The sequence below is a fragment of the Luteolibacter sp. genome, from assembly GCF_039920825.1.
GTDB lineage: Bacteria > Verrucomicrobiota > Verrucomicrobiia > Verrucomicrobiales > Akkermansiaceae > Luteolibacter.
The window spans coordinates 11,689-32,978 of record NZ_JBDSCX010000012.1; the positions used below are offsets into that span (position 1 = coordinate 11,689).

Sequence of the window (21,290 nt, forward strand, 5' to 3'; positions counted from 1 at the left end):
GCATTTTCACACCAGTTCCGGATCCGCTCCGATCATGCCGACGAGGCTGGCCTTGTATTCCGGTGACGACACTTTCGCCAGAGTGGCCTTTGCGGTCGCCATGCGGTCGTGGATGTGCAGGCGTTCCAGTTCGCTCTGATAGTTCGGCTTGGAGAGGAAGGTCTCGAGATACGTGACGTGACGTTTCCAGAGCGACTGATCGACCTTCGCCTTGGCATCGAGACGGGCTTGATACCAGTCGGATGCGATGAGCGACTCACGGGTGAAAAGCGAGCGGATGGCGGGATCGGTGATGGTCTTCCCTTCGAACTCGCCATAGGCCATGATGTTGAGCAGCGCCTTGAGCGGTGGGCAGGCGGCGTCGATGCTGCCGTCGGCGAAATAGTTGAGAGCGACGCTACGCTGGGTGCTGATGATGTTGTCGAGTCCGTCGATGAAATCGTCCATCGACTGGAGCTCGGGGCGCAGCATGTCCTCGCTGAAGACGGTGTCCGCGGCGGAGAACATCCGGCCGAAGAAGGTGGAGACGAACTTCGCGGTGATGCGGTAGCCGAGGCGGCTGGCTTCGATGGTTTTTCCCTCGTGCACGAAGTCCTCGATCTTTTCGAGATACTCGTTCTCGATGAGATACTTCGGCTCGCGTTCCGGGATGAACATGCGCGACCAGACTTCAGGAACGAGCAGGCTGATGTCGTGATCGACCCGGTATTTGCGGCCGATGTGACCGGCGGCGCTGGTGAAGCCGTGGTAGTTGGTGAGAAGGAACGAGACGAGCGCGGCGTTGACGTCGTGGATCGGCAGGATCGCATTGAACGGGCCTTTCGTCAGTGCTCCTTCGCTGCCCGCGCCGGTGGTGGACGGGCTTTTCCCGGTGAGCGAGGAAATGAAATCCATGAACAGCTCGGGCAGTTCCTGATAGTGGATCGGGTTGTAAACGGCGAGGGCGCGGATGCCGGCAGCTTCGTCCGGCGGGTTGTTGCGGCGGCCTGCTAGAACGGAGTTCACCGGCATCGGCACGGCGGCGTCGAGCGGCAGGCGGCGGATGAAGCGAGCTCCGAGTCCAGCCAGATAGACGGAACGCGGATCCTCAAGGTCCGGGCGGTTCTGCAGGTAGCGCGGGTTTTTCGTCGGCTTGCCATCGACGATGCGGGGCTGGTGCGAGCTGAGGACGTATTCCGGTTTTTCCTCCTCGACGAACGCGGTGATCAGCTTGCGCAGCGGCGAGGTGAACTGTTCGAAACGGATGGAGTCCTTGACCATGCCCTTCGCCGTGGCGCGGGTGATGGGTTCGTAGTTCGAGAAGAACGAGCCACCGTGGCTGAAGTCGCTTTCGGTCTTCTTGTCATAGCCGCGCAGGATCGCGTCGTCGGGGCGTTGGAAGAGGCGGTATTCGCAGTTTTTGATGAATTTGAGCGATGGATTTTTCACATCCGGATGAAGCCCGGCCACCGAGTCGTGCGGGACAACCATGGAGGCGCTGATGTCGTCCTCGGTCTGGATTTTTTTCGCGGGAGCGAAGTCCTTGCGGATGCTGAAGGTCCGCCAGGTGCCGTCCTCGCTGAAGCCGACGCGGAGGTATTGGGTGACGAGCCGATCGCGCCGATAGATGAGCTGGCGGCCGGGCTGGCCGTTGATGAGATCGACGCTGAAGCGCTTGCGCCAATCATCCTTCTCCCAGCTCGGTTTGTAGAAGCGCTTGATGATGAAAACGAGATCGCGGACGGAAGTGCCGATCGTGGAAAGCCAGGCGTTGTATTCGTTCGTGTAGGCCGGATTATTTGTTAGGAGTCGGATCACCGAGCCGAGCGAACGCTCCGGGCTGAGCAGGGGACGGCCGGGTTTGCCGGGATCGGTCCGCGAAATGTAGCGGTGCGAGAAGTCGTGGTGGATGATCAGCGTGGCGGCATCGAGATCCTTTTTCAGATTATTCACCAGCACTGAGGCGGTGATCATTGCGTCTGATAGAGACTTGGAAATTTCCGATTTTCCGCCACCCGAGACGGTGCAGGGTTTGTGGCAGAAGGTGCCCTCGGCCGTGGTGCCGATGAGCCGCCAGCGTTGGCCGGCGGTGGGTTTCACCATCTCGACCTTATAGCCGGACGGCAGGACGTAGGTGATGCCGGGCTGAAGGGAAATGGATTGCTTGCCGCTTTCGTTTTCCCAACTCACCGACTGGCTGTGCAGGTCGATGTGGACGTCTTCGGGCACGTAGTAGATGTCGGGAAATTGCTTGTCGATGCCGTAGCCTTCGGGCTGTAGGTCGAAGATTTCGCTATAGCGCTTGATGATTCCCGAGAACTTGTGATCGACCGGCCGCGAATAGTCGCTGAGGGAAAAATCCTCACCAAGGTCGAAGCTCGGGAACGCGATGGCTCCACCGGCGTGTTCTTCCTCTGCATTTCCGAAGAGGTTCGCGGCGTAGCTGAGCTGGGTTTTCACCTCCTTCTTGCAGTAACCGTAGTAGTTGTCCGCGATGATGGTGACGACGATGCCGCGTTTGTCACGGCAGGTGATCTTGAACGCGCTGCCGTCGTTGTAGAGTTCGTCCGGCGAGGTCCAGCACATGCGGTCGCGCTTCTGGAGGTCGGTGGCGTCGGCGATGTTAGGAAGTCCGAGATCCTTCTTTTTGAGTGAAACGAGATGCGGCGCGAGGATGACGCAACCGGTGTGGCCAGACCAGTGCTCCGCATCGAGGCGGGCGTCGTTTTCCGGCAGAAACGGATCGCCGGCATTGCCGAAAATGCTCTCCACAAAGTCGAGGTTGCTCACCAGGTTTCCGGGAGCGAAGAAGCGGGTCTCCATCGACTTCTCAGGAGAAACGCCGGGGACTTCCGGAGTCAGGACCGGACGCAGCAACAGCGAGACGAACACCTTCGCCGGGGTCTTGCTGGTACCGGTGAACGGCAGCGTCATGATTTCCTCGGGAGGAGTTAGGGCGCTCTTTAGCAAGCGGGCGAAGACCGCCTTCGGTACACCTTTTTTATCGGCAGGAACCGGCAGGCCGCCCTCGGCGACATGGAAGACTCCCTCGGTCGTCCGTCGGTCGCTCGCCGGATTGTGGCAAACTCCCTGATAGACCCGGTAGGAACTCAGGATCGACGATTTGAACTCATCCTGATCCGGAGGAATCGACAACATCCGCGCGATGCCGTGGCGCTCCATCATCAGCGGGCTCGCCGGCAACAGGTGGGCCTTGTCAGGGAAAACTTCCGCCACGATCTCCGCGCCGAGATAATCGCGCAAGTAGTCATCGATGGAGGCATCCGCAGGGCAGAGGTAGTCGGAGAGCAACCGGTTTTTCTCCTGGAGATTGGCAATTAGCGAGCGGCCGAGGTCGAGAAACGGATAATCCTCCTCGTTGCCGACGATCGGGTAACCCCGCGCGGCGAGCTTCAGGTTCACGAACTCGCGAAGGCGGTTTTCTTCAGCAGGCGAGGCGATGGCGGGACCGTTTGCGGTGAAGCCGATTTTATCTTTGAGGTTGGGCATGGCGGGCTGCGGAAGGTTTAAATGGGTAGCCGTGCAATAAGCAAGCTCCGGGCCAGATTGAAGTCGCTGGCCACTGGTCGCGTTTCCTCAGGCGAGGACGATCCAAGATAGAGGCATCAGGCGGATTTTCCGTCGGCCTTGGGCTTGGGAAATTTCGGCGGTTCGGGTGCTTTGACCGGCTGGACTTTTTCGATGGATTCCTTGGGGATCCAGCCGCGGGTTTTCGAAGCGAAGGCGACGTAGGCCCAGCGTCCGGATTCCTGGATGACTTCGCAAAGCGAGCCGGGCGGCGCGTCGATGACTTCGGGCGCGGTGCGGGCGGCATCGGTGTGGAGAGCGACTTTTTCGGAAATGATCACCGCTTGATTGGCCAGCGGCGCGAACTCGGCGTCATTGGGGAAATAGCGCCAGCCGAGAAGCCCGGCGGAAACCAACAACGGACCGATTACCAGCGCACCGACAGCGACCCATCTCACCCGTGCGTTCGGACGGGTGGCGGGGAATACGAGCAGTGCAAGTCCACAAATCCAAAGTCCGAGCCACAGCGTGTTCTGCCAGACCGACAGCGGCAAACGGGCGAGGGCGTATTGGTAATCGGGGCGTTGGACGGTGATCGCACCGTATTTCCGCTCGATGAAACGAAGGTTCTGCCGGGCTTCCTGATGGCCTGAATCGCGTACGAGCGCGCGCCGATAGTAGAGCGCGGCGTAGCCGGGGGAGCCGGAACGATAACACGCGTTGCCGATGTTATAGAGCGTGTCGGCGGATAGATCCTCATACTTTCCCGCACCGAGCCAGAGTTTGATGGCGTCCTCGTATTTCGCGGAATCGAAGGCCTCCATGGCTTGCTTTGAAACATCGTCGGCACGTGCGGTGCCGCCCAGTCCCATTGCGAAGATGGCTAACAGAATCATCGAGGACGTTCGGAGCAATTGGAGAATTTCGTCGCGGCGTTTCCGGTCGAGCATGGATTTAGGCTTCTCGGCGCGGAAGCAAACGGCATCGCGCTCGGCAAGCACGGCCTGGACCTCAGGGCTGGAATTGCGGCCGAGGTGGCGCTCGATGAAACTGCCGGCGGCTTTCAGGAAATCGGTATCTTCGGCGGATTTCGCGTTGCTGATTTCCTGAAGTTCACGGGTACGGATCCGGGAGTCGGGATTTTGGCTCAAGCGCTGCGAGTAGCGCATCCAGAGGGCTTTTACCACGAGTAACAGCGCGAGCAGCCCGCCGATCGCATGGCCTAACCAAACTGGCAATGCCGGGACTGCCGGCACGGTGAGTTGCGCAGGACGGAGCAGTGCGAGGATGTCGGTCATCCGCTCGAAGGGGACGGGTAGCGACTGCGCTGCAACATCCGCGGCTTTTGCGGGACCGGGGATCACCCGCAACGTGATGGGGTCGGTGGTCACGGTCTTGTAGGTTTTGTCGCCTGGGTCGAAATAGATCAGCCGGAACGAGGGGATTTCCGATTTCATTTCCAACGGCCGGATCGACTGGTGGAAAATGACGCTGCCTGATAGATCGCGCCGCTCGTCGCCGCGTTGTTCGGTGGTGGTGGGGTAAATCTTCCAACCGCTCGCATCCTCGAGTTTCGGCGGGCGCATCGTATCGAGGTTGCCGCTGCCGTTGACAATCAGGTCCACCGTGACCGGATCGCCTTCCTGGATTTCGGAAACAGCCGTGCTGGCGCTCAAGTGGAAGCTGCCGACCGCGTTTTCAAAACCTTCGGGAGCTCCTTTGGGCAGGGGCTGGGCTTCCATCTCCAGCTTGGGAACCTGCACGTAAATTTCCCGGTTGATCCAGCGTGGAAACGGATCCTGGACATTTTCCTGGGTGATCAGACGGACCTTCGCCGGGCCGATGGAAATCACGCCGGTGCGGGTGGGGGTGATCGTGCTCGGATAGGCCACCGAGTAGTAGGGGACTCCTAACAAATTGATCGTACTGCGCATCGGCGACGGTTGGAAGCGCCAGGCGGCGAGTCCGTCACGTTCGAAGTCAGGTATGCCCCAGTCTTCGACGACCATTTCGCGCGGGACGAAAATCTTGATCTCTGTCGGCGTGGTTTCGTTTTCATAGGGCTTGTCGTTCAGCGACCGGAAGGAACTGGCGTAACGGATTTTCCGGCCTTCCACATCGATCTCCGACCACTGGAGTTCGTCGGGATTGAAGACTACAAAATCGACGGGTTCGGTTAGGGTGGTGGCTCCGTCCACAACTACCGGAATCGCAGGGATGGTGTATCTGCCGATGTCATAGCTGATCACGTTGTATTGGAAAACGTATTCCAGCTTTCTGCCGGGGATCAGCCGGGTCAGCGGGCCGATATTGGTTTCGTGAATCCGGACGTTCTTCAGTTGGGTGATTTGCGGAGCTCCGGTCGGCTGGCCGCCGGCAACGGCGACTTCCAGCGTTGCCTGCTCGCCGCGCGCGATGAACGAGGTGGAAAGCCGGCTGGTGGTCTGCCCGTGGCCGATGGCGCAGAGGGAGAGCCAAACCCCAAGGGATTGAAGTGTTAGGATTAAATTCTTCCAGGTGTTCATGATGTTACCAATCTTTCTCCGGGTTCTGGAATTCACGCCGCCCGCGGGTGAGAGGACCTTTTTCGAGGTCCGCGTTTTCCTTCAGGATGCGTTTTGCGCGTTCTTCGGGTGACTCGTTGGGATTGTTTCCCTTGTCGCCCTTATCCCCGTCTTTCTTGTCCTTTTTGCCGTCCTTGTCTTTATCCTTGTCGCCTTTATCTCCGCCTTTGTCCTTGTCTCCATCGCCACCCTTGCCGTCTTTGGGACCCTTTTCGCCGCCCTTGCCATCCTTGGGATCTCCCTTGCCGTCGCCTTCCTGGGGCGGTCCGTCACCGGGTTGGGCCTGGGGCATGGACTGTTGGGTCTGTTGTTCCTCCTCCTTCAGTAATTCCTTCAGCCGCTTCAGATAGATCATCGTCAGGTCGCGGTTCCGGCGGGCGACCTGGTCCGACGGGGGCAATGCGAGGGCGGAATCGAAATGTCTAACGGCATCCGCCCAGTTTGTGATGAGCGACTCGATGGGGCCGAATCCCGGCGTGTCGCCTTCTTCCGGTTCTTCGGCTTCCCGCATCTTCGCGAGGGTCTTCTTGACGAGGTCGTCAAACTTGTCGAGGTCCGGCACGGACGCCGGGTCCTGGGGATAGGATTCGCCGGCCAGTCCTATCCAGCCGAGCTGAAACAGGGAGTTCCCCATGCCGAGGTGGCCGCTCGCGTCCACCATCGGATCTTCCGACAACAACGACCCGCTGTAGGCCGTGCGGGCCTCGCGGAAATCTTTCGCGCGGTAGGCGGCGGTCGCCTCGCCCAATCGGTAGCGGGCCTTGGTTTCGCGGGCCTTCGTCGATTCGGCGAGGTTGTGATAGGCTTCGCGGGCGGCCTTGTAGTTTTTCCCGGCCAGGGCTTCCTTGGCGCCGGATGCCTCGCCGGCCTTCGCTCCTGGTGCTGTTAGCATCAATGCCGCAATGGCGGTTGCGGCGGTCCGGATTCCCTTCCAGCGTGTTCCGGCAACGATGGAACCAATCAGGAACAGTATCGACGGCAACATCAGCCACTGATAGAATTCAATCGAAACCCGGCGTTCGCGCCCGTCCATTTCGAAGGCATCCAGACCCTTCACCACCGAATTCACCAGCGCGGGAACATCCAGTCCGGAACCGGCGATGGTGAAGCGTCCCTTCGTTTCCTCAGCGAGCTTGCGCATGACGTCCGGGTGCAGGCGGCTGATGACGGGGCGGCCCGTCTCGTCCATTATTTGTTGATTGGGGGATCCTGGGATAATTACGGGTCCACCGTCTTCAGTGCCGACGCCGATCGCGACGATGTAAACACCGGATTGCTCGGCTTCAGTGATCATGGCATCCAAATCGCCTTCGTGTTTTTCCCCATCGCTGAGAATGACGAGCGCGTTGTTTTTCTGGCCGGTCTTTTTCAACGTCTCGGTCGCGAGATGAACGGCGGAAGCGAGATCTGAACCGCCGAGCGGCGCCCATTTTTCATCGATCTGATCGACGATCTCGCTGACCGCGCTGTGGTCAACAGTTAGAGGTGCATAAACGTAGGGAGAACCCGCGAAACCGATCATGCCGATGCGTTCGTTAGGCATGGCGTCGAGGAGTTCGTAAATGATGATTTTCGCCTGGGTGAGACGGTCGGGTTTCACGTCGGCGACCCGCATGCTCTTGGAAATATCGAGAGCGATCATGACATTGCGGCCGACGGTTTTCTCAAGCTTCGTTCCCGCATCCGCACGTGGACGCGCGAGGGCGAACGACAGTGCTGCGCATGCGGCGAGCAGGAAAAGAAAGGCGAGCCAACGGGGTAGGGAACTTCCGCGTTTGAGCAAGGCCTCGCGCAATCGTGGCGCGACGAATGCCGTCCATTGACGCCGCCTCATTCGCGAAGTCATCACCGCCACCGCTCCCAGCAAGGGGAGCAGGAGCAGCAGTGCCAGCCAGCCTGGGTGGGCGAAACTCATCGGTTCATGCGGAAGGTGGAGGGTTCAGAGCCATATAGGCGGCGGAGGCGAGGGCGGTCAGCAAGGTGATGCTCACGAACCACGGAAACAACTCGGTATCATCGATCACTGTCAGGCTTTTCGCATCCGTTTTTTCCAGTCGGTCGATGGTGGTGAAGGTCTTCCTGAGGGCTGCCAAATCCTGAGCCCAATAATGCTCGGCACCGGTCAGCGATGCGATTTTCTGCAACGTGGGAAGATCAAATTCCTGATAGGGAAAGCGCATGATCGTCGGATCCACGCGGCCTTCCGTGGTGCCGATGGCGACTGTGTAAATCTTGATACCAAGCGTCTTCGCGTGCTCGGCCGCCTCGATGGGTGAGATTTTTCCCGAGTTGCTGGCACCGTCGGTGATGAGGACGATGATCTTGCTGCGGGCGTTGCGATCCTCCAAGCGACTGGCGGCGGCGGCAAGTGCCGATCCGATTGCGGTGCCTTGTTCCTGAACAGTTCCCATCCGGCGATCGTCATTCAGGCGCAGTTCATTGAGAGCGTTTCTCAACCATTGGTGATCCAGAGTGATCGGGCTGGCATCCCTCGGCCGCCCCGCGAAAGCGACCAGGCCCACCCGGTCATCCGGACGTCGGGTGATGAAATCATCGACTACCTTCTTCGCGACGTCGATGCGTTTCGCCCTGCCTCCCTGATCTTCGAAATCGTCGATGTCCATGGAAAGCGAAACGTCGAAGGCGATCATGATGTCGATGCCACTGGCAGACCGGCTTTGGTATTGATTCCGCCAGACCGGACGGGCGATGGCGAGGATGGCTGAGAACAACGCGAGGAAAGCGAGAGGCAGTCCGATGCTCCAGGCGACCCGCCTGACGCGTCGGCCGAGGCTGACGAGAACGGATAGATTCGGGAAAACCACGGCGGCGTCCGATCCCTTGCCGCGGCGAAGTGCGAGCAACAATAGTGCGGGCAGCAACAGCAGCAGCCAACCCGGCTGGGCGAAACGGAAGTGGGTGAAAAAATCGCTCATGCCCTGAATCCGTGGTGAAGGGTTTCCAATAGCGCGCGTGATCCGGCGATCACCTCCGCCGCCGCCACGTCGGGAACATCCGCCGCATACTTCAACGTGGCGAGGCGGGTGAAGCCGGTTCCGGCCGCCGTGCGTGCCTCATCGGTGAAATTCTTCAGCGCTTCATGACGTGAAATGTATTCCTCGTGCGTTTCGAACAGCGCCGGATCGCCGGCGGCGGCTGATAGATATTTGCGGACGATCAGCGAGCCCTGCACGGCCACTTCGCGGGTGCCGGTCGAGCGGATGGCTTCCAGGGCTGCCACGGCCTCGGAATAGGCCGCCTGTCGTATCGCCATCGGATCGGCCGTGGCAGACTTCTTTCTCCTGAGGAAGATCACCAGGGCTAACAATCCAAAAAGGAGCGCGGCGGCAGCCACGATCATCCATGTTTCCACCCACGGATCGGGAAGCAGCGCCTCGGGAGAGGGTGGTTCCAGCAATTCAAAGTTGTGAGGTGCTCCGTTCATCGGGTTTCTAACCGGATCGCCTGCGGCTGCGCTTTTTTAAAAGCTGGTGGAGCGCCGCCAGCGTGTCACCGTCGGTTTTCAAGTCCGCGGAGTCGATGCCGTGCTTCTTGAAAATCGCGGAGACGCCTTCGAGTTGGCGACGCATCAGTTTCGCGTAGCCCATGCGCAGGTTGGGATTGCCGGTGTTGATCAGCGTCTCGAATCCGGTTTCCGGATCGACCATGATGACGCGGCCCGCCTTCGGGAGCTTTCCTTCGAGCGGATCGAGCACCCGCAGCGCGATGGTCTCGTGCTTGCGGGAAAGTTTGCCTAACGGCTTTTCCAGAGGGTCCGAGAAAAAGTCGGAGATCATGAACACCAGCGACTTCCTGCGCAGGGTACGGACCAGGAAATCGCAAGCTTCGGCGACCGATGTCCCGGGCTTGTCCGGCTTGGCCACGAGGATTTCACGGATCATTCGCAACAAGTGGCGGCTGCCTTTTTCCGGTGGGATGAAAAGGATCGGTTCCTGGGCGAAAACGAGCAGTCCCACCTTGTCGCCGTTGTGGAGCGCGCTGAAACCTAACACCGCCGCCGTTTCCGCCGCGACCTCGCGCTTGCTCAGGGAGACGCTGCCGTAATCGGCCGAGCCGGAGACATCGACGGCGATCACCACCGACAGCTCGCGCTCCTCGCGGAATTTTCTAACGAACGGCGCGTTCATCCGCGCCGTCACGTTCCAGTCGATGAACCGCACCTCGTCGCCGTGCTGGTATTCGCGGAAATCGTCGAAATCCAATCCCTGTCCCCGGAACGAGGAGAGGTATTCACCGGAAAACGATTCGCGCACCAGCCGCCGGGCCTTGAGCTCCAGCTTGCGCACGCGCGCCATCATTTCCTCGATCTGTTCGTCGGTCAGCATCGCTAAAAACGCTCAGGGCACCGCGACCTTGCTCATGATCCGCTCGATGACCGAGTCGGTGGTCATTTCCTCGGCCTCGGCTTCATACGTTAGAAGAATCCGGTGGCGAAGCACGTCCAGAGCCATGTCCTTGACGTCCTGCGGCGTGACAAACGCCCGGCCTTGCATGAAAGCGCGGGCGCGGGCGGTGAGGGCGAGATTGATCGTTCCCCGTGGCGAGGCACCGGAGCGGACGAGGTTTTTCAACGGTGCATCAACCAGCGCCGGGAAGCGCGTGGTGTGGATGATCTGCACGATGTATTTCCGGATCGCCGGGTCGATGTAAACCTCGTTCACCAGCTCGCGCGAGCCGGCGACTTGCTCGGGCGTCGCCACGGTCTTCGTTTGATAGGGAGGCGTGGATGTCGCCATCCTGTCGAGAATTTCGAGCTCCTCGTCCTTCGTCGGGTAGCCGACGGTGACCTTGAGGAGGAAGCGGTCGAGCTGGGCCTCGGGAAGCTGATAGGTTCCCTCTTGGTCGATCGGGTTCTGTGTGGCGAGCACGAGAAACGGCTGGGGCAGGGGATACGAGCGGTCGCCCAAGGTCACCTGCCGCTCCTGCATCGCTTCGAGCAGCGCGGATTGCACCTTGGCCGGCGCGCGGTTGATTTCGTCGGCGAGGATCAGGTTGTTGAAAATCGGTCCGAGCTTCGGCTCAAACTTCGTTTCCTGCGGATGGTAAACCATCGTTCCCACCAAGTCGGCGGGCAGCAGGTCGGGCGTGAATTGGAAGCGCGCGAACGAAGCATGCAGCGACCCGGAAAGTGCCTTGACCGCCAGCGTTTTCGCCAATCCGGGGACGCCTTCAAGCAGGATGTGGCCATTGCAGAGCAGTCCGATCAGCAACCGGTCCACCAGCCGTTCCTGCCCCACCAGGACTCTTCCCATCTCGTCTTTTACGGCCTGAATCCAGCCACTCGTCTCCGCGATCCGCTCTTGCAAGTTTTCCGTAGTCATTGATTTCGTGGCGGACTTTGGCATGCCCGCGAATCAGTGCAATGGGCAAAGCGACGAAAATCGCGGGATACACGAGGGGGCGGCGCAGCGTGGATTATTTCTTCGGCTCGGGGAATTTTGGGTTCGTCATCGCCCCCGGAGCGGCTTCCTTGAGGTTCGGCGGGATCTCGGCCTTCACATCACCCGTCGTCCAGCGGATGGCGCCGACGAGGAGGTTTTGGTAGGCAGGGTTGCTCCAGATGTCGTCGCGGTGGCCCATCGCGGTGTAGAAGACGCGGCCTTTTCCCTCGGCGCGGGCCCAGGTGGTCGGATAGGGAGGGCGATCATAGGGATTTCCCTTCATGGCTGGTGCGTCGATCACCGTGAGCACGTGGATGTCAGCGGCGAAATCCTTCAGGGAATACCATTCCTCGTTATAAGTGAAACTCTCACCCAGATCGGCGATGCCCGGAAATGCGGTGTCAATGACCTTGTTGGCGGCCTTCTGTTGGTCGCCGTGGATGATGAATTCGCCGCCAAGGAAATGGACGTATGAGTCGGCGTCCTTGCCGTGATTGGCGTATCGGTCAGGGCCTTTTTGGGACTCGTTCGCGGTGTGGAAGGTATCAGCGGCGGAATGCAGGCCGATGAATCCTTTGCCGCCTTTCACAAAGTCGAAAAGAGCCTGTTTGCCTGCTGGAGTCATCGCCGGTTGGCCGTCGGTCCCCGTGCTGGTGAGGTCGCCGGTGGTGTAGAAAATCACCGCGTCAAAGGCGGCGAGATACTCGGGCGAGAATTTCGAGCCGTCCTTGGAAAACTCGAATTCCCACGAATGCTTGGAGCCGAGATCTTGGAAGACTTTTTCGGCGAGGCTGGGTTTGCCTTTTTTCCATGAAATCACGTCGTGTTCAAAGCCGCTGGATTTCGTGAAAAACAGAATCTTGTGCGTGGGTTCGGCGTGGAGTGAAAGCGAGAGCCCCGAGACAACAGCCAACAGCAGGGTGGATTTTTTGAGCATGGGAGGATGTTTGAACACGGCGTGATCCGACGCAATCCAATAAATGGGGGGCGGACGCGGCTCCCAGCGAGTCCTTTTTCCGCGCCTGATAGGTGATCTCCGGCAGTTGTTGGAAACCTCCGTGATGTTTGTAATCTGCAAGTGCGTGCTTGAAATCTCCGCAGCGGCAACACAATCTTTCGAGCCATGAGTGATGAAGCCCGCCCCAAACCGTTGTTTTTCGTCGTCCTCGCCTGCGTGATCGCGGCCCTCGTGGCCTACGGATTCCGCTCGGTGATTTTCCCCAAGAACGATTCCGGCAAACCGGTCACGATTTCCCAGGAGGAGCTAACAGACGTGAAGGGTGTCGAAGCCGCCGACTCGAACGTGCCGACCACCGTCAAGGAATACGCTTTCAAGCCGAGCGAGAAACTGCCCGCCATCAAGGACACCAGCGGTTATGATCCGATGAATGCCCGCACGGTGAAATTCGCCCTCAATGTATGGGCCGGCTGGGCACCGATCATTCTCCAGAATGAAGGCTCGAATCCCGGAAAAATTTGGACCACTCCCGGTGGCGAGCCTTTCAAGGTGGAGCTGGTGCTGATCGATAATCCGGTGACTATGCGGGATGCCTACGCCTCCGGGAAGGTTCACATCGGTTGGGCGACCCTGGACATGCTTCCGTTGTTTATGGACGAGTTGAAAAAGGATGCGCGCATCATGCCGCGTGTTTTCCAACAGGTGGACTTCTCGAACGGCGGTGACGGCATCGTGATCCGCACCAGCGCCGCACGCGATCCTAACAAGCCGACGGTTTCCGACCTCAAGGGCAAGAAGGTCGTGCTCGCTCAGAACTCTCCTTCCGAGTATTTCCTGCTCAACGCCCTGGTGAATGGCGGCGTGCAGCCCGGTGAAGTGGACTTCGTTTACACCGAGGATGCGTTCCAAGCCGCTGCCGCTTTCAACAGCGACAAGTCCATCGCCGCCTGCGTCTCGTGGGCTCCGGACATCTACAATCTCAGCGAGATCAAGGGCAACCACATGCTGGTGAGCACCGCCACCGCGAACAAACTCATCGCCGACGTCTGGTTCGCGCGTGGCGACTTCGCCCGCGACCACAAGGACATTTGTGAAGGCCTCGTGCGCGGAATTTTCGAAGGCATGGGCAAAATGAAAACCGATGAAGGCAAGAAGGCCGCCGCCGGTTTCATGTCGAAACTCTACAGCATCCCGGAAGCCGACACGCTTGGAATGTTAGGCGACGCCCACTCGACGAACTATGCCGAGAACCGCGACTTCTTCATGAACCAGAACAACCCCGCCAACTTCGAGCGGACCTGGAACACAGCGTATCTTCTCTATCGGAAAATGAACCGTATCTCCCAGGCGGTGCCGTTCGATCAGGTGATGGATTTCACGATCCTGCAGAAGCTCGAAGGCGAGGAGCCTTACAAGTCGAGCCGCAATGAATATCAGATCAACTTCGCGCCGAAAACCGTGCAGTCGATCAAGGCCGAGGGCACCGAAATCCTGACGAAGGTCGTGACGCTGCATTTCTATCCGAACTCATGGGAGCTACGTAAAACCGTCACGGTTCGTGAAAATGGCAAGGATGTCGAAAAACCCTATGAAACGGGTGTCGATACCGTGCTTGAAGAGGTCGGCAAGCTCGCCGCCCAATACGGTGCCGCCAACATTGTCGTGGAAGGCCATACCGATTCATCGATGAAGGGACAAGTGAGTGCCGAGATGGTGAAGGAACTTTCCAGCAACCGCGCCGCTGCTGTGAAGACGGAGTTGCTCAAGAAATATCCCGAGTTCAACTCGAACCAGTTTTCCACCGACGGACTTGGCTGGGAGCGTCCTTTCGACTCCAACGATCCTAACAACCATGCCCTCAACCGCCGTGTTGAGATCAAGGTCGTGGCACTGGAAAATCCCGAGTAATTTCCTCGAGCGCCTCGGATGGCGGATCAAAACCCATTGAAATGAGCGAACCGGAAGCACTGGCCACGGCCCCTAAGCCCGCGTTTTTAAAAACCTGGTGGAAGCGGGTCTGGACGATCCGAGACACGCCGACCTATGCCGAAGGACTCGTCTTCGGCGCGGGCTGCATCGGATTTGTTCTCCTCGTCTGGTGGTTTCTATCATCAGGCGAAGGGGACTCGCGGATCGTGGATGCCTACACGCTTCCCACTCCAAAAGAGACCTTCCAGTCATTTCCCGAATTGTGGCACCGCGAACTCTCCCGCAGCATTGTGATTTCCCTGCTTCGGGTGTTAGGTGGATTTCTATTGGCAACTTCGATCGGTGTTCCGTTGGGAATCATTTCCGGCAGCTATTTGCGGGTGAATTCGTTTTTCAAACCGCTGGTGTTGTTCGGCCGCAGCATCCCCATCGCGGCGTTGATTCCTTTGACGTTGGTTTGGTTCGGCCTCGGCGAGTTCAACAAGGTGATGTTTATTTTTCTGGCAACCATCGCTTTCATCATCTTCGACACGGTGAACACGGTCCATGCAGTGCCGGATCGTTTCATCGACACCGCCTACACGCTAGGAGCACGGGAATCGCGGAAAAAGGGCGCGCGCATCGCCCTGTTCGCCGGTGTGGTCTATGGTCTTCTGGTCATGGTCGGCTGGCACCTGCTGAAGGAAAGTTCGGGTGGAGCTCTAACGGCAGAAGCTGTTGAAGGCTCCGGTTCCGTGTGGGCGTCCGGGTTTTTGACCGTCGCGGCATGGGGACGCTTCGGCATCGGATTTGTGATTGGATTCGTGCTTTGGTTCCCGATCGCGGGCCATCAGGTGTTGCGGAAAGTGATTCTGCCGCTGGCCCTCCCCGATATCGTCAACAGCCTGCGTCTGATTTTTGGCCTGGCATTCGGCTACATCATGTTAGCCGAGGTGATCAATGCGAAGACCGGCATCGGCGCGCTTATCATCAACAGCCAGCGCCGCGGTTTCCAGGAACACATTTATCTGTGCCTCTTCATCATTTCGCTGCTGGCCTGGATCATCGACCGGTCGATCATGCTGCTGCAACGCCAGCTTTTCCCCCACATTCAACATGGCGAAAATTGAGCTAACAACTTCCGAGCAGGCCTGTGAACTGAAGGAAGTGGAAACCCCTTCGAAAGCCGCACCGCTGGTGGTCGATTTCAAGAACGTTTCGAAGACATTCGATGCGGGAACGTCCCGTGCGTTTACTGCGATCAAGGACGTCACCTTTTCGGTGGAGGACATTCCGAAGATCGGAGAATTCATTGGCGTGCTCGGCCCGAGTGGTTGTGGAAAAAGCACCGTGTTGCGTCTCATCGCCGGACTGGCTCCGCAGTTTCCCGCGACATCCGGATCGGTGCTGGTGCACGGGGAGCCGGTGACGGAGCCCGGTCCCGACCGCGGTTTCGTTTTCCAGGATTATGCGAATTTCCCTCACCGCACGGTTCTCGACAACGTCGCCTTCGGGCTCGAATGCCGGCAAGTTCCGGAAAAAGAACGTCTCGAACGCGCCCGCGAATGGATCGCCAAGGTCGGACTCGATCCGAAGAACGATGGAAACAAATACCCGCACCAGCTCAGCGGCGGCATGAACCAGCGGGTCGCCATCGCCCGCACCCTGATCATGCACCCGCGCATCATCCTGATGGACGAGCCGTTCGGTGCCTTGGATCCGACGACCCGCCAGCGCATGCAGGATTTGCTCGTCTCGCTTTGGCGTGAATTAGAGGCCACCGTGTTTTTCATTACCCATGACATTCCCGAGGCCGTTTACCTCGGGGATCGCGTGTTTATCTTCACTCCGTCGCCCGGAACCATCGCTCGCCAGTTTGCCGTTGCGCCGCCGGATCGTCCGGCACGGGAAATGCAGATGGAACCCGCGTTCCTCGATTCAGTCCGCCACGTGCGGTCGCTGCTCGACAAACTGGAGGATGAAAAACATAACCAGACATCGTGAATAAGGGATCGGAATCATCCGAAAAGCTCGGCGACGGGCTGAAGCGGGCATTTACCTGGCACTGGCATCTGCTTGGCTTGGGAGCCGGCGTGACTGCCGCCGTCCTGAGTGGCGGAGCGCTCGCCTGGCTGCCGTTTCTCGCCGCCGCCGAACTCGGATATCTAGGATTTCTCGGACTCAATCCGCGATTTCAAAACGTGCTGAAAGGCCAGCGGATGATTCCTCAAACCTTGCCAGCCGACGCGACCCAGCGGTTCCAGCAGCTGATGGCATTCCTGAATCCTGCCGATGCGCACCGCTTCAATGTTTTGCGCCGCCGCTGCATGGATCTGCTCAACCTCCGCCGCAGCATGAACGCGAAAGAGGGAACCACCAGCGTCGATGGTTTCCGCGATGAGTCGCTCGAGCGCATGCTCTGGCTCTATCTGAAATTGCTCCATCAGCGGTCCGGCCTCGAGCGGTTCCTTGGCGCCACCCATCGCGAGCAAATCGAAGCCGAGCTCAAGTCCGCCGAAACCCAGCTCGCCATCACCCAGACCCGCGACCAATCCTCCGGCATGCCCGAAAGCCGGCTGACCACTTCCATCCGCGACCGTGTGGTCACCATTCGCGAGCGCTTGGACAACCACCATAAGGCCTCCGACGGTCTGGAACTCGTCACTGCGGAAATCGAAAAAACCGAGCAGCAGATCACCCATCTCTGCGAAGTCGGCATGACCATGAGCGACTCCGCCGGACTCAGCGTCCAGATCGACACGATTTCCCAATCCCTCCAAACTTCCGAGAAGCTTTTCTCCGAGACCTCCTTTTCGCAGATTTACGATGACGAACCGGCGCCGCCCCTTCTATCAGGCAATGCGGGCCGGACCGCCATCCCGCAATGACCATCCCTAACTAAAAACGAAAAACACGCCATGTTCCGCCGTCTGTCCAACATCTTCCGGGGTTTCCTCGGCCTCTTCGTTTCGGGGCTTGAAAAGCGCAACCCCGAAGCCCTGCTCGAACTGGAAAAGGAAAATCTGCGCAAGCAGATCGCCCAGTTCAATCAGGGCCTCTCCGCCCATGCCGGCCTCTGTGAGAAACTCATCTCCCAGGTGAAACGCCAGGAAGCCGAGGAACAGGACCTCAAGGCCAAAGCCGCCGCCAATCTCCGCGCTGGCAACCAACGCCTCGCCGGCGAGATCGCCCTCGAACTCCAGCGCATCCGCAAGGACCTCGCCGATAACCGCTCCCAGCTCAACGACGCGGAAAAAACCTACAAGGAACTCGTCCTTTCCCGCGACACCGCCATCAAGACCGCCCGCGGCAAGATCGAAGCGCTGCGCAAGGATCTCGATGGCATGAAGATGAACAAGGCCCTCGCGGAGATGAACGAAATGGCCAGCGGCATGCTCACCACCATCGGCGGCTCCGGCGACACGCTCGACCGGCTCCATCAGATGGTCGAGGAGGAAAACACCAAAGCCGCCGGCCGCGCCCGCGTCGCCCGCGACAGCCTGGACACCACCCGTTTCAAGGAACAAGCTTCCGAACGCGAAGCCCTCGAAGACATTGCTCTCGCCGATCTCGCCGCCGAACTCGGCATGGCGGTTCCCGGAAACCAAACTCCTGCCGCCACCGAAGTGCGCAAGGAAATGACTCCGGAGTAGTTTCCAGTTAGCGGGCGGCTCTCCGGCGGCGCAGTGCCAATCCTGCGACGCCGATCCCGAAGATCACGGACGAAGCCGGCTCGGGGACTGCCTCGATCACCACGTTGTCCAGCAGCATCGCCGAGCCGTCGCCATTGGTGACCGTGGAAACGAAGGAAACCACGCTGGAGGCACCGGTTGCTACGAAGTTAAAGACCACTGTCGTCCAGTTGAGGGCCAGAGGCGTGACCAAGGTTCCGCTGTAAATGTTAGTAGTTGTCAGGCTGAATGACGTGGTGATTCCTCCCGCCGTGACATTCATGGTTTTCGGGTTGGTCGTATTCCCCGCGGAAACAAACCCTGCGATGTCGAAAGTCACCCGATAGGTGGACCCGGCGGTGGTCGGAATCATGGTTTGAATCCCACCGGGGAGGCTTGGCTGGTTGTTTGGCTGAGTGCCGTTCATGTCGATGGAGTAATGACCATTCGACGCGTTCCAAATGCTGTCTCTCACCCAGTCGATGTTCACCGTGTTGACCGTCCAGCCGGTGATGGCCGTGGACCCGGACTGATAGGTGGCATAAGTGCCGATGCTGGGGTCGGGGACTTCAAAGCTGCCCGCACCCGGGCCGTAGATCTGGTCGATGATATTCGCCGCATGAAGATTCGGCAGGCAAAGCGCGGATAGGACGAAAAGAAGTTGGGAACGATGCATGGGGGTCTGGCGTCTACAGGGGCGGGAAACCAGGTTTCTCTCGCCAATCGTTGGGGGTTGAATCGGGAATACGCGCTAAAATAGGCGAATCCCTCAGGAAGCTTAACCTTTCCGAACTATTTTGAGAAGCCCAAAATTCACCGCCAGACACTCACCTTGTCACCCATCGCTGCGGGGACGCGTGGTCGAATGGAATTCCCCTCCGAAGACGCCAAACCCTCAGTGGCGCACCGTTAAAAAAGCGCAAGCCGGTATAACTGCACCACCGCCCCGTCAACCTGAGGGTCGGAACTCCGGACCCGGATAATCGCGTTGGCTTCGAACGTTGGGGTGGGGGACGACAGGCGCACGGTGACGTTGACACTTTCCCCTCCTTTCAGATTTCGCGTCCTGAAGGGATTGATCGTGAAGTAATCGTTCGGGCTTATTTCCACCGACAAGTCCTTGAGCACTTGGGTTCCCCGGTTGGTGATGGTGAAAGTCGCTGAGACCGGAGCGGATCCCCCGACATACTCGGGCAATTGCAGGTTATACCAGTTCGTGGTCGTATTGGTTAGGTTCGGCCCTCCGATTTTGATATCGGCCGGTTTGAACGGAACGAATTTTTTGAGGTCCATCGAGACCAGGGTTTCGGAAATTCCCTTCTGCTCGCCGGTGATTCCTCTCCACTTGACGAGGCCCACGCCGCGGGCCCACCACTCTTCGCCGATCTCGGCATTTTGGTTTTTTCCGAGTTGGAAGCGCAGGTGAATGCAATCGTCAAACGTTCCCGCCGGCACCGTGACCGACTCCTTTCCCAGATAGGTGAAAGCGAACAGGCCGGCACCTAGCAGCTTGCCATCGCCGTAAACCTTCTTGAAATCGTTGACTGTATTTCCCTTGAAAACGTCGTTTGGTACGCGGAAACCATTGGCCACCCGGAACGTCGATGCGATCTTGTCGTAGCTTCCCCGGACGACCCGGTCATTTCCATAGTAGCGGTATCCACCACTGGCGGCGGTATAGACGAACACTTTCCAATCATCCTTCCCGTTCGCCGGCACGAACTCTCCGTTCAGGAGATGGCCGCGTTCCTCGCTGCTTTTGATGGCATTCACCGCGTAGCTGATTTGTCCCTCGAGGCCGTTATAAAGCGATATCGGGATGGATTCTTCCACCAGAGTCACCTTGGTCGCTGATGGGTTCTTGTCGTCGGGCGACTCGAAGCGGGAATACACCCAGGTCGATCCTTTCGCGTGCAGCGGGTTGTAATCACGAAGCTGGACCGATTCCGCAGCATGACCGATAGCGGTGCTGCCGACGAAAAGCGCGAACGCTGCGGAAAGCAGGCGAAAGGTGCCGCCGCGCGGGGATGGCTTCGAAATGGGAAGAGGGTGGGAGTGGGCAAACGCGTTCACCGCGGCAATGGAACCCATCCGCTAGATTTTGCAAAGACTCTTTTGGCGGCACGACGTCAGGTGGAGCAACTTCACCCAACCGATAACCAGCGAACGACAAAAGCCCGTCCGTCCTAGTGCCCACCTGTTGGGATTTCTCTTGGATTTTCCACGTTCCAAACACCGGAATGCACCCTATGGTGGAACCCAATCCAGCCGGATCAAGATCGGTAGCCAGCCATTGAACTCCTTTATGAAACCACCCCCAGTCGTCAACACCATCACATTTCCCCGTCCGAAGTTCAACATTCCGTTCGGTTGGTTCGTTGCCGTGCCTCTGGCGGTTTTCGTGTTGATCGGCGTGTTTACCTCGTTTTACACCGTGAGTCCCGAAGCCGTCGCCATCGTCCAGAGATTCGGGAAATTCACCGAAATCGCACCGCCCGGCCTGCATTTCAAGCTGCCCTACGGCATCGACACTTCCACCATCGTGCCGATCCGCCGCCAGCTCAAACTCGAGTTCGGCTTCGGCTCCTCCAATGCCTCCAACCCCGACCAAGTGGGAGACGAGCCCGCCAAAGAACGCGATATGGTCACCGGCGATCTCAATGCCGCCAACGTCGAGTGGATCATCCAATACAGCATCACGGACCCGGAAAAGTATCTCTTCCGTGTTCGCAATCCCGGCTCCACGCTGCGGGACATCACCGAGAGTGTGATGTGCGAGGTCATCGGCGACCGCACTGTGGACGAGGTACTCACCATCGGCCGCAACGAGATCGAAGTGGCGTCCCTGATGCGTCTCAAGGTTATCCTCGAGCATCTCTCGATGGGGATTTCCGCCGAGCAGGTCCAGCTTAAGAATGTGCACCCTCCCGGTCCTGTGCAGCGCTCGTTCGATGAAGTGAACCGCGCCCAACAGGATCGCTCCACCATGATCAACGAGGCCAATGGCGAATACAACCGTGTCATCCCGAAGGCCAAGGGCCTCGCCGAACAGCGGATTTCCGGAGCGGAAGGATTTGCCGTGCAGCGCGTCAACCAGGCGCAGGGCGACGTCGTCCGCTTTAAGGAGCTGTTAGCCCAATATGACAAGGCCCCCGCCATCACCAAGCAGCGTCTCTATCTGGAAACCATGAGCGAGGTGCTGCCCAAGCTCGGCCCCAAGATCATTCTCGACGAGGACGCCAAACAGTTCCTCCCTCTCATGAATCTCAACAAGTGATTC

The 21,290-nt window shown here is 58.9% G+C and carries 16 protein-coding genes; 6 read left to right on the forward strand and 10 right to left on the reverse strand.

Annotated elements, in window-relative coordinates:
• Positions 1-6: 6 nt before the first annotated feature.
• The 8 genes from ABIQ96_RS02665 to ABIQ96_RS02700 form a co-directional block, all read right to left on the reverse strand.
• A complete protein-coding gene (locus ABIQ96_RS02665) occupies positions 7-3,489 on the reverse strand; it encodes a hypothetical protein (RefSeq protein ID WP_348212994.1) in 3,483 nt (1,160 codons plus the stop codon).
• 116 nt (positions 3,490-3,605) lie between these two features.
• A complete protein-coding gene (locus tag ABIQ96_RS02670; RefSeq protein WP_348212995.1) occupies positions 3,606-6,032 on the reverse strand; it encodes a hypothetical protein in 2,427 nt (808 codons plus the stop codon).
• Between the two features lie 4 nt (positions 6,033-6,036).
• Entirely contained in the window at positions 6,037-7,986 is a 1,950-nt protein-coding gene (locus tag ABIQ96_RS02675; RefSeq protein ID WP_348212996.1) for a VWA domain-containing protein, read from the reverse strand.
• A gap of 4 nt (positions 7,987-7,990) precedes the next feature.
• On the reverse strand, positions 7,991-9,007 hold the full coding sequence (locus tag ABIQ96_RS02680; RefSeq protein WP_348212997.1) for a VWA domain-containing protein: 1,017 nt from the start codon (positions 9,005-9,007) through the stop codon (positions 7,991-7,993).
• Positions 9,004-9,516, reverse strand: a complete 513-nt coding sequence (locus tag ABIQ96_RS02685; RefSeq protein WP_348212998.1) for a hypothetical protein — start codon at positions 9,514-9,516, stop codon at positions 9,004-9,006. The genes ABIQ96_RS02680 and ABIQ96_RS02685 overlap by 4 nt, the downstream gene beginning before the upstream one ends.
• A gap of 7 nt (positions 9,517-9,523) precedes the next feature.
• Positions 9,524-10,417: a DUF58 domain-containing protein gene (locus ABIQ96_RS02690; protein WP_348212999.1), complete on the reverse strand. Its 894-nt coding sequence runs from the start codon at positions 10,415-10,417 to the stop codon at positions 9,524-9,526.
• Between the two features lie 12 nt (positions 10,418-10,429).
• Positions 10,430-11,413 carry a MoxR family ATPase gene (locus tag ABIQ96_RS02695; protein WP_348213000.1) on the reverse strand — a complete coding sequence of 328 codons (984 nt, stop codon included), beginning with the start codon at positions 11,411-11,413 and terminating at the stop codon, positions 10,430-10,432.
• 94 nt (positions 11,414-11,507) lie between these two features.
• Positions 11,508-12,410, reverse strand: coding sequence for a ThuA domain-containing protein (locus ABIQ96_RS02700; protein ID WP_348213001.1), 903 nt, complete (start codon positions 12,408-12,410; stop codon positions 11,508-11,510).
• A gap of 186 nt (positions 12,411-12,596) precedes the next feature.
• Here ABIQ96_RS02700 and ABIQ96_RS02705 point away from each other — a divergent pair, with 186 nt between their 5' ends.
• The 5 genes from ABIQ96_RS02705 to ABIQ96_RS02725 are packed head-to-tail and all read left to right on the forward strand — an operon-like array spanning position 12,597 to position 17,992.
• Positions 12,597-14,339 carry a phosphate ABC transporter substrate-binding/OmpA family protein gene (locus tag ABIQ96_RS02705; RefSeq protein ID WP_348213002.1) on the forward strand — a complete coding sequence of 581 codons (1,743 nt, stop codon included), beginning with the start codon at positions 12,597-12,599 and terminating at the stop codon, positions 14,337-14,339.
• Positions 14,340-14,380: 41 nt separating this feature from the next.
• On the forward strand, positions 14,381-15,469 hold the full coding sequence (locus ABIQ96_RS02710; RefSeq protein ID WP_348213003.1) for an ABC transporter permease subunit: 1,089 nt from the start codon (positions 14,381-14,383) through the stop codon (positions 15,467-15,469).
• Positions 15,456-16,343, forward strand: a complete 888-nt coding sequence (locus ABIQ96_RS02715; RefSeq protein ID WP_348213004.1) for an ABC transporter ATP-binding protein — start codon at positions 15,456-15,458, stop codon at positions 16,341-16,343. Before ABIQ96_RS02710 ends, ABIQ96_RS02715 begins: the two co-directional genes overlap by 14 nt.
• On the forward strand, positions 16,340-17,227 hold the full coding sequence (locus tag ABIQ96_RS02720) for a hypothetical protein (protein ID WP_348213005.1): 888 nt from the start codon (positions 16,340-16,342) through the stop codon (positions 17,225-17,227). Before ABIQ96_RS02715 ends, ABIQ96_RS02720 begins: the two co-directional genes overlap by 4 nt.
• A 30-nt stretch (positions 17,228-17,257) precedes the next feature.
• The gene (locus tag ABIQ96_RS02725) at positions 17,258-17,992 is read left to right on the forward strand and encodes a PspA/IM30 family protein (protein WP_348213006.1); all 735 of its coding nucleotides are present in this window, start codon (positions 17,258-17,260) and stop codon (positions 17,990-17,992) included.
• A gap of 7 nt (positions 17,993-17,999) precedes the next feature.
• Here ABIQ96_RS02725 and ABIQ96_RS02730 read toward each other — a convergent pair whose 3' ends face one another.
• On the reverse strand, positions 18,000-18,686 hold the full coding sequence (locus tag ABIQ96_RS02730; RefSeq protein WP_348213007.1) for a DUF642 domain-containing protein: 687 nt from the start codon (positions 18,684-18,686) through the stop codon (positions 18,000-18,002).
• A gap of 233 nt (positions 18,687-18,919) precedes the next feature.
• Positions 18,920-20,101, reverse strand: coding sequence for a hypothetical protein (locus ABIQ96_RS02735; RefSeq protein ID WP_348213008.1), 1,182 nt, complete (start codon positions 20,099-20,101; stop codon positions 18,920-18,922).
• A 214-nt stretch (positions 20,102-20,315) separates the two neighbouring features.
• Here ABIQ96_RS02735 and hflK point away from each other — a divergent pair, with 214 nt between their 5' ends.
• Positions 20,316-21,287, forward strand: a complete 972-nt coding sequence (gene hflK, locus ABIQ96_RS02740; RefSeq protein WP_348213009.1) for an FtsH protease activity modulator HflK — start codon at positions 20,316-20,318, stop codon at positions 21,285-21,287.
• Positions 21,288-21,290: the final 3 nt, after the last annotated feature.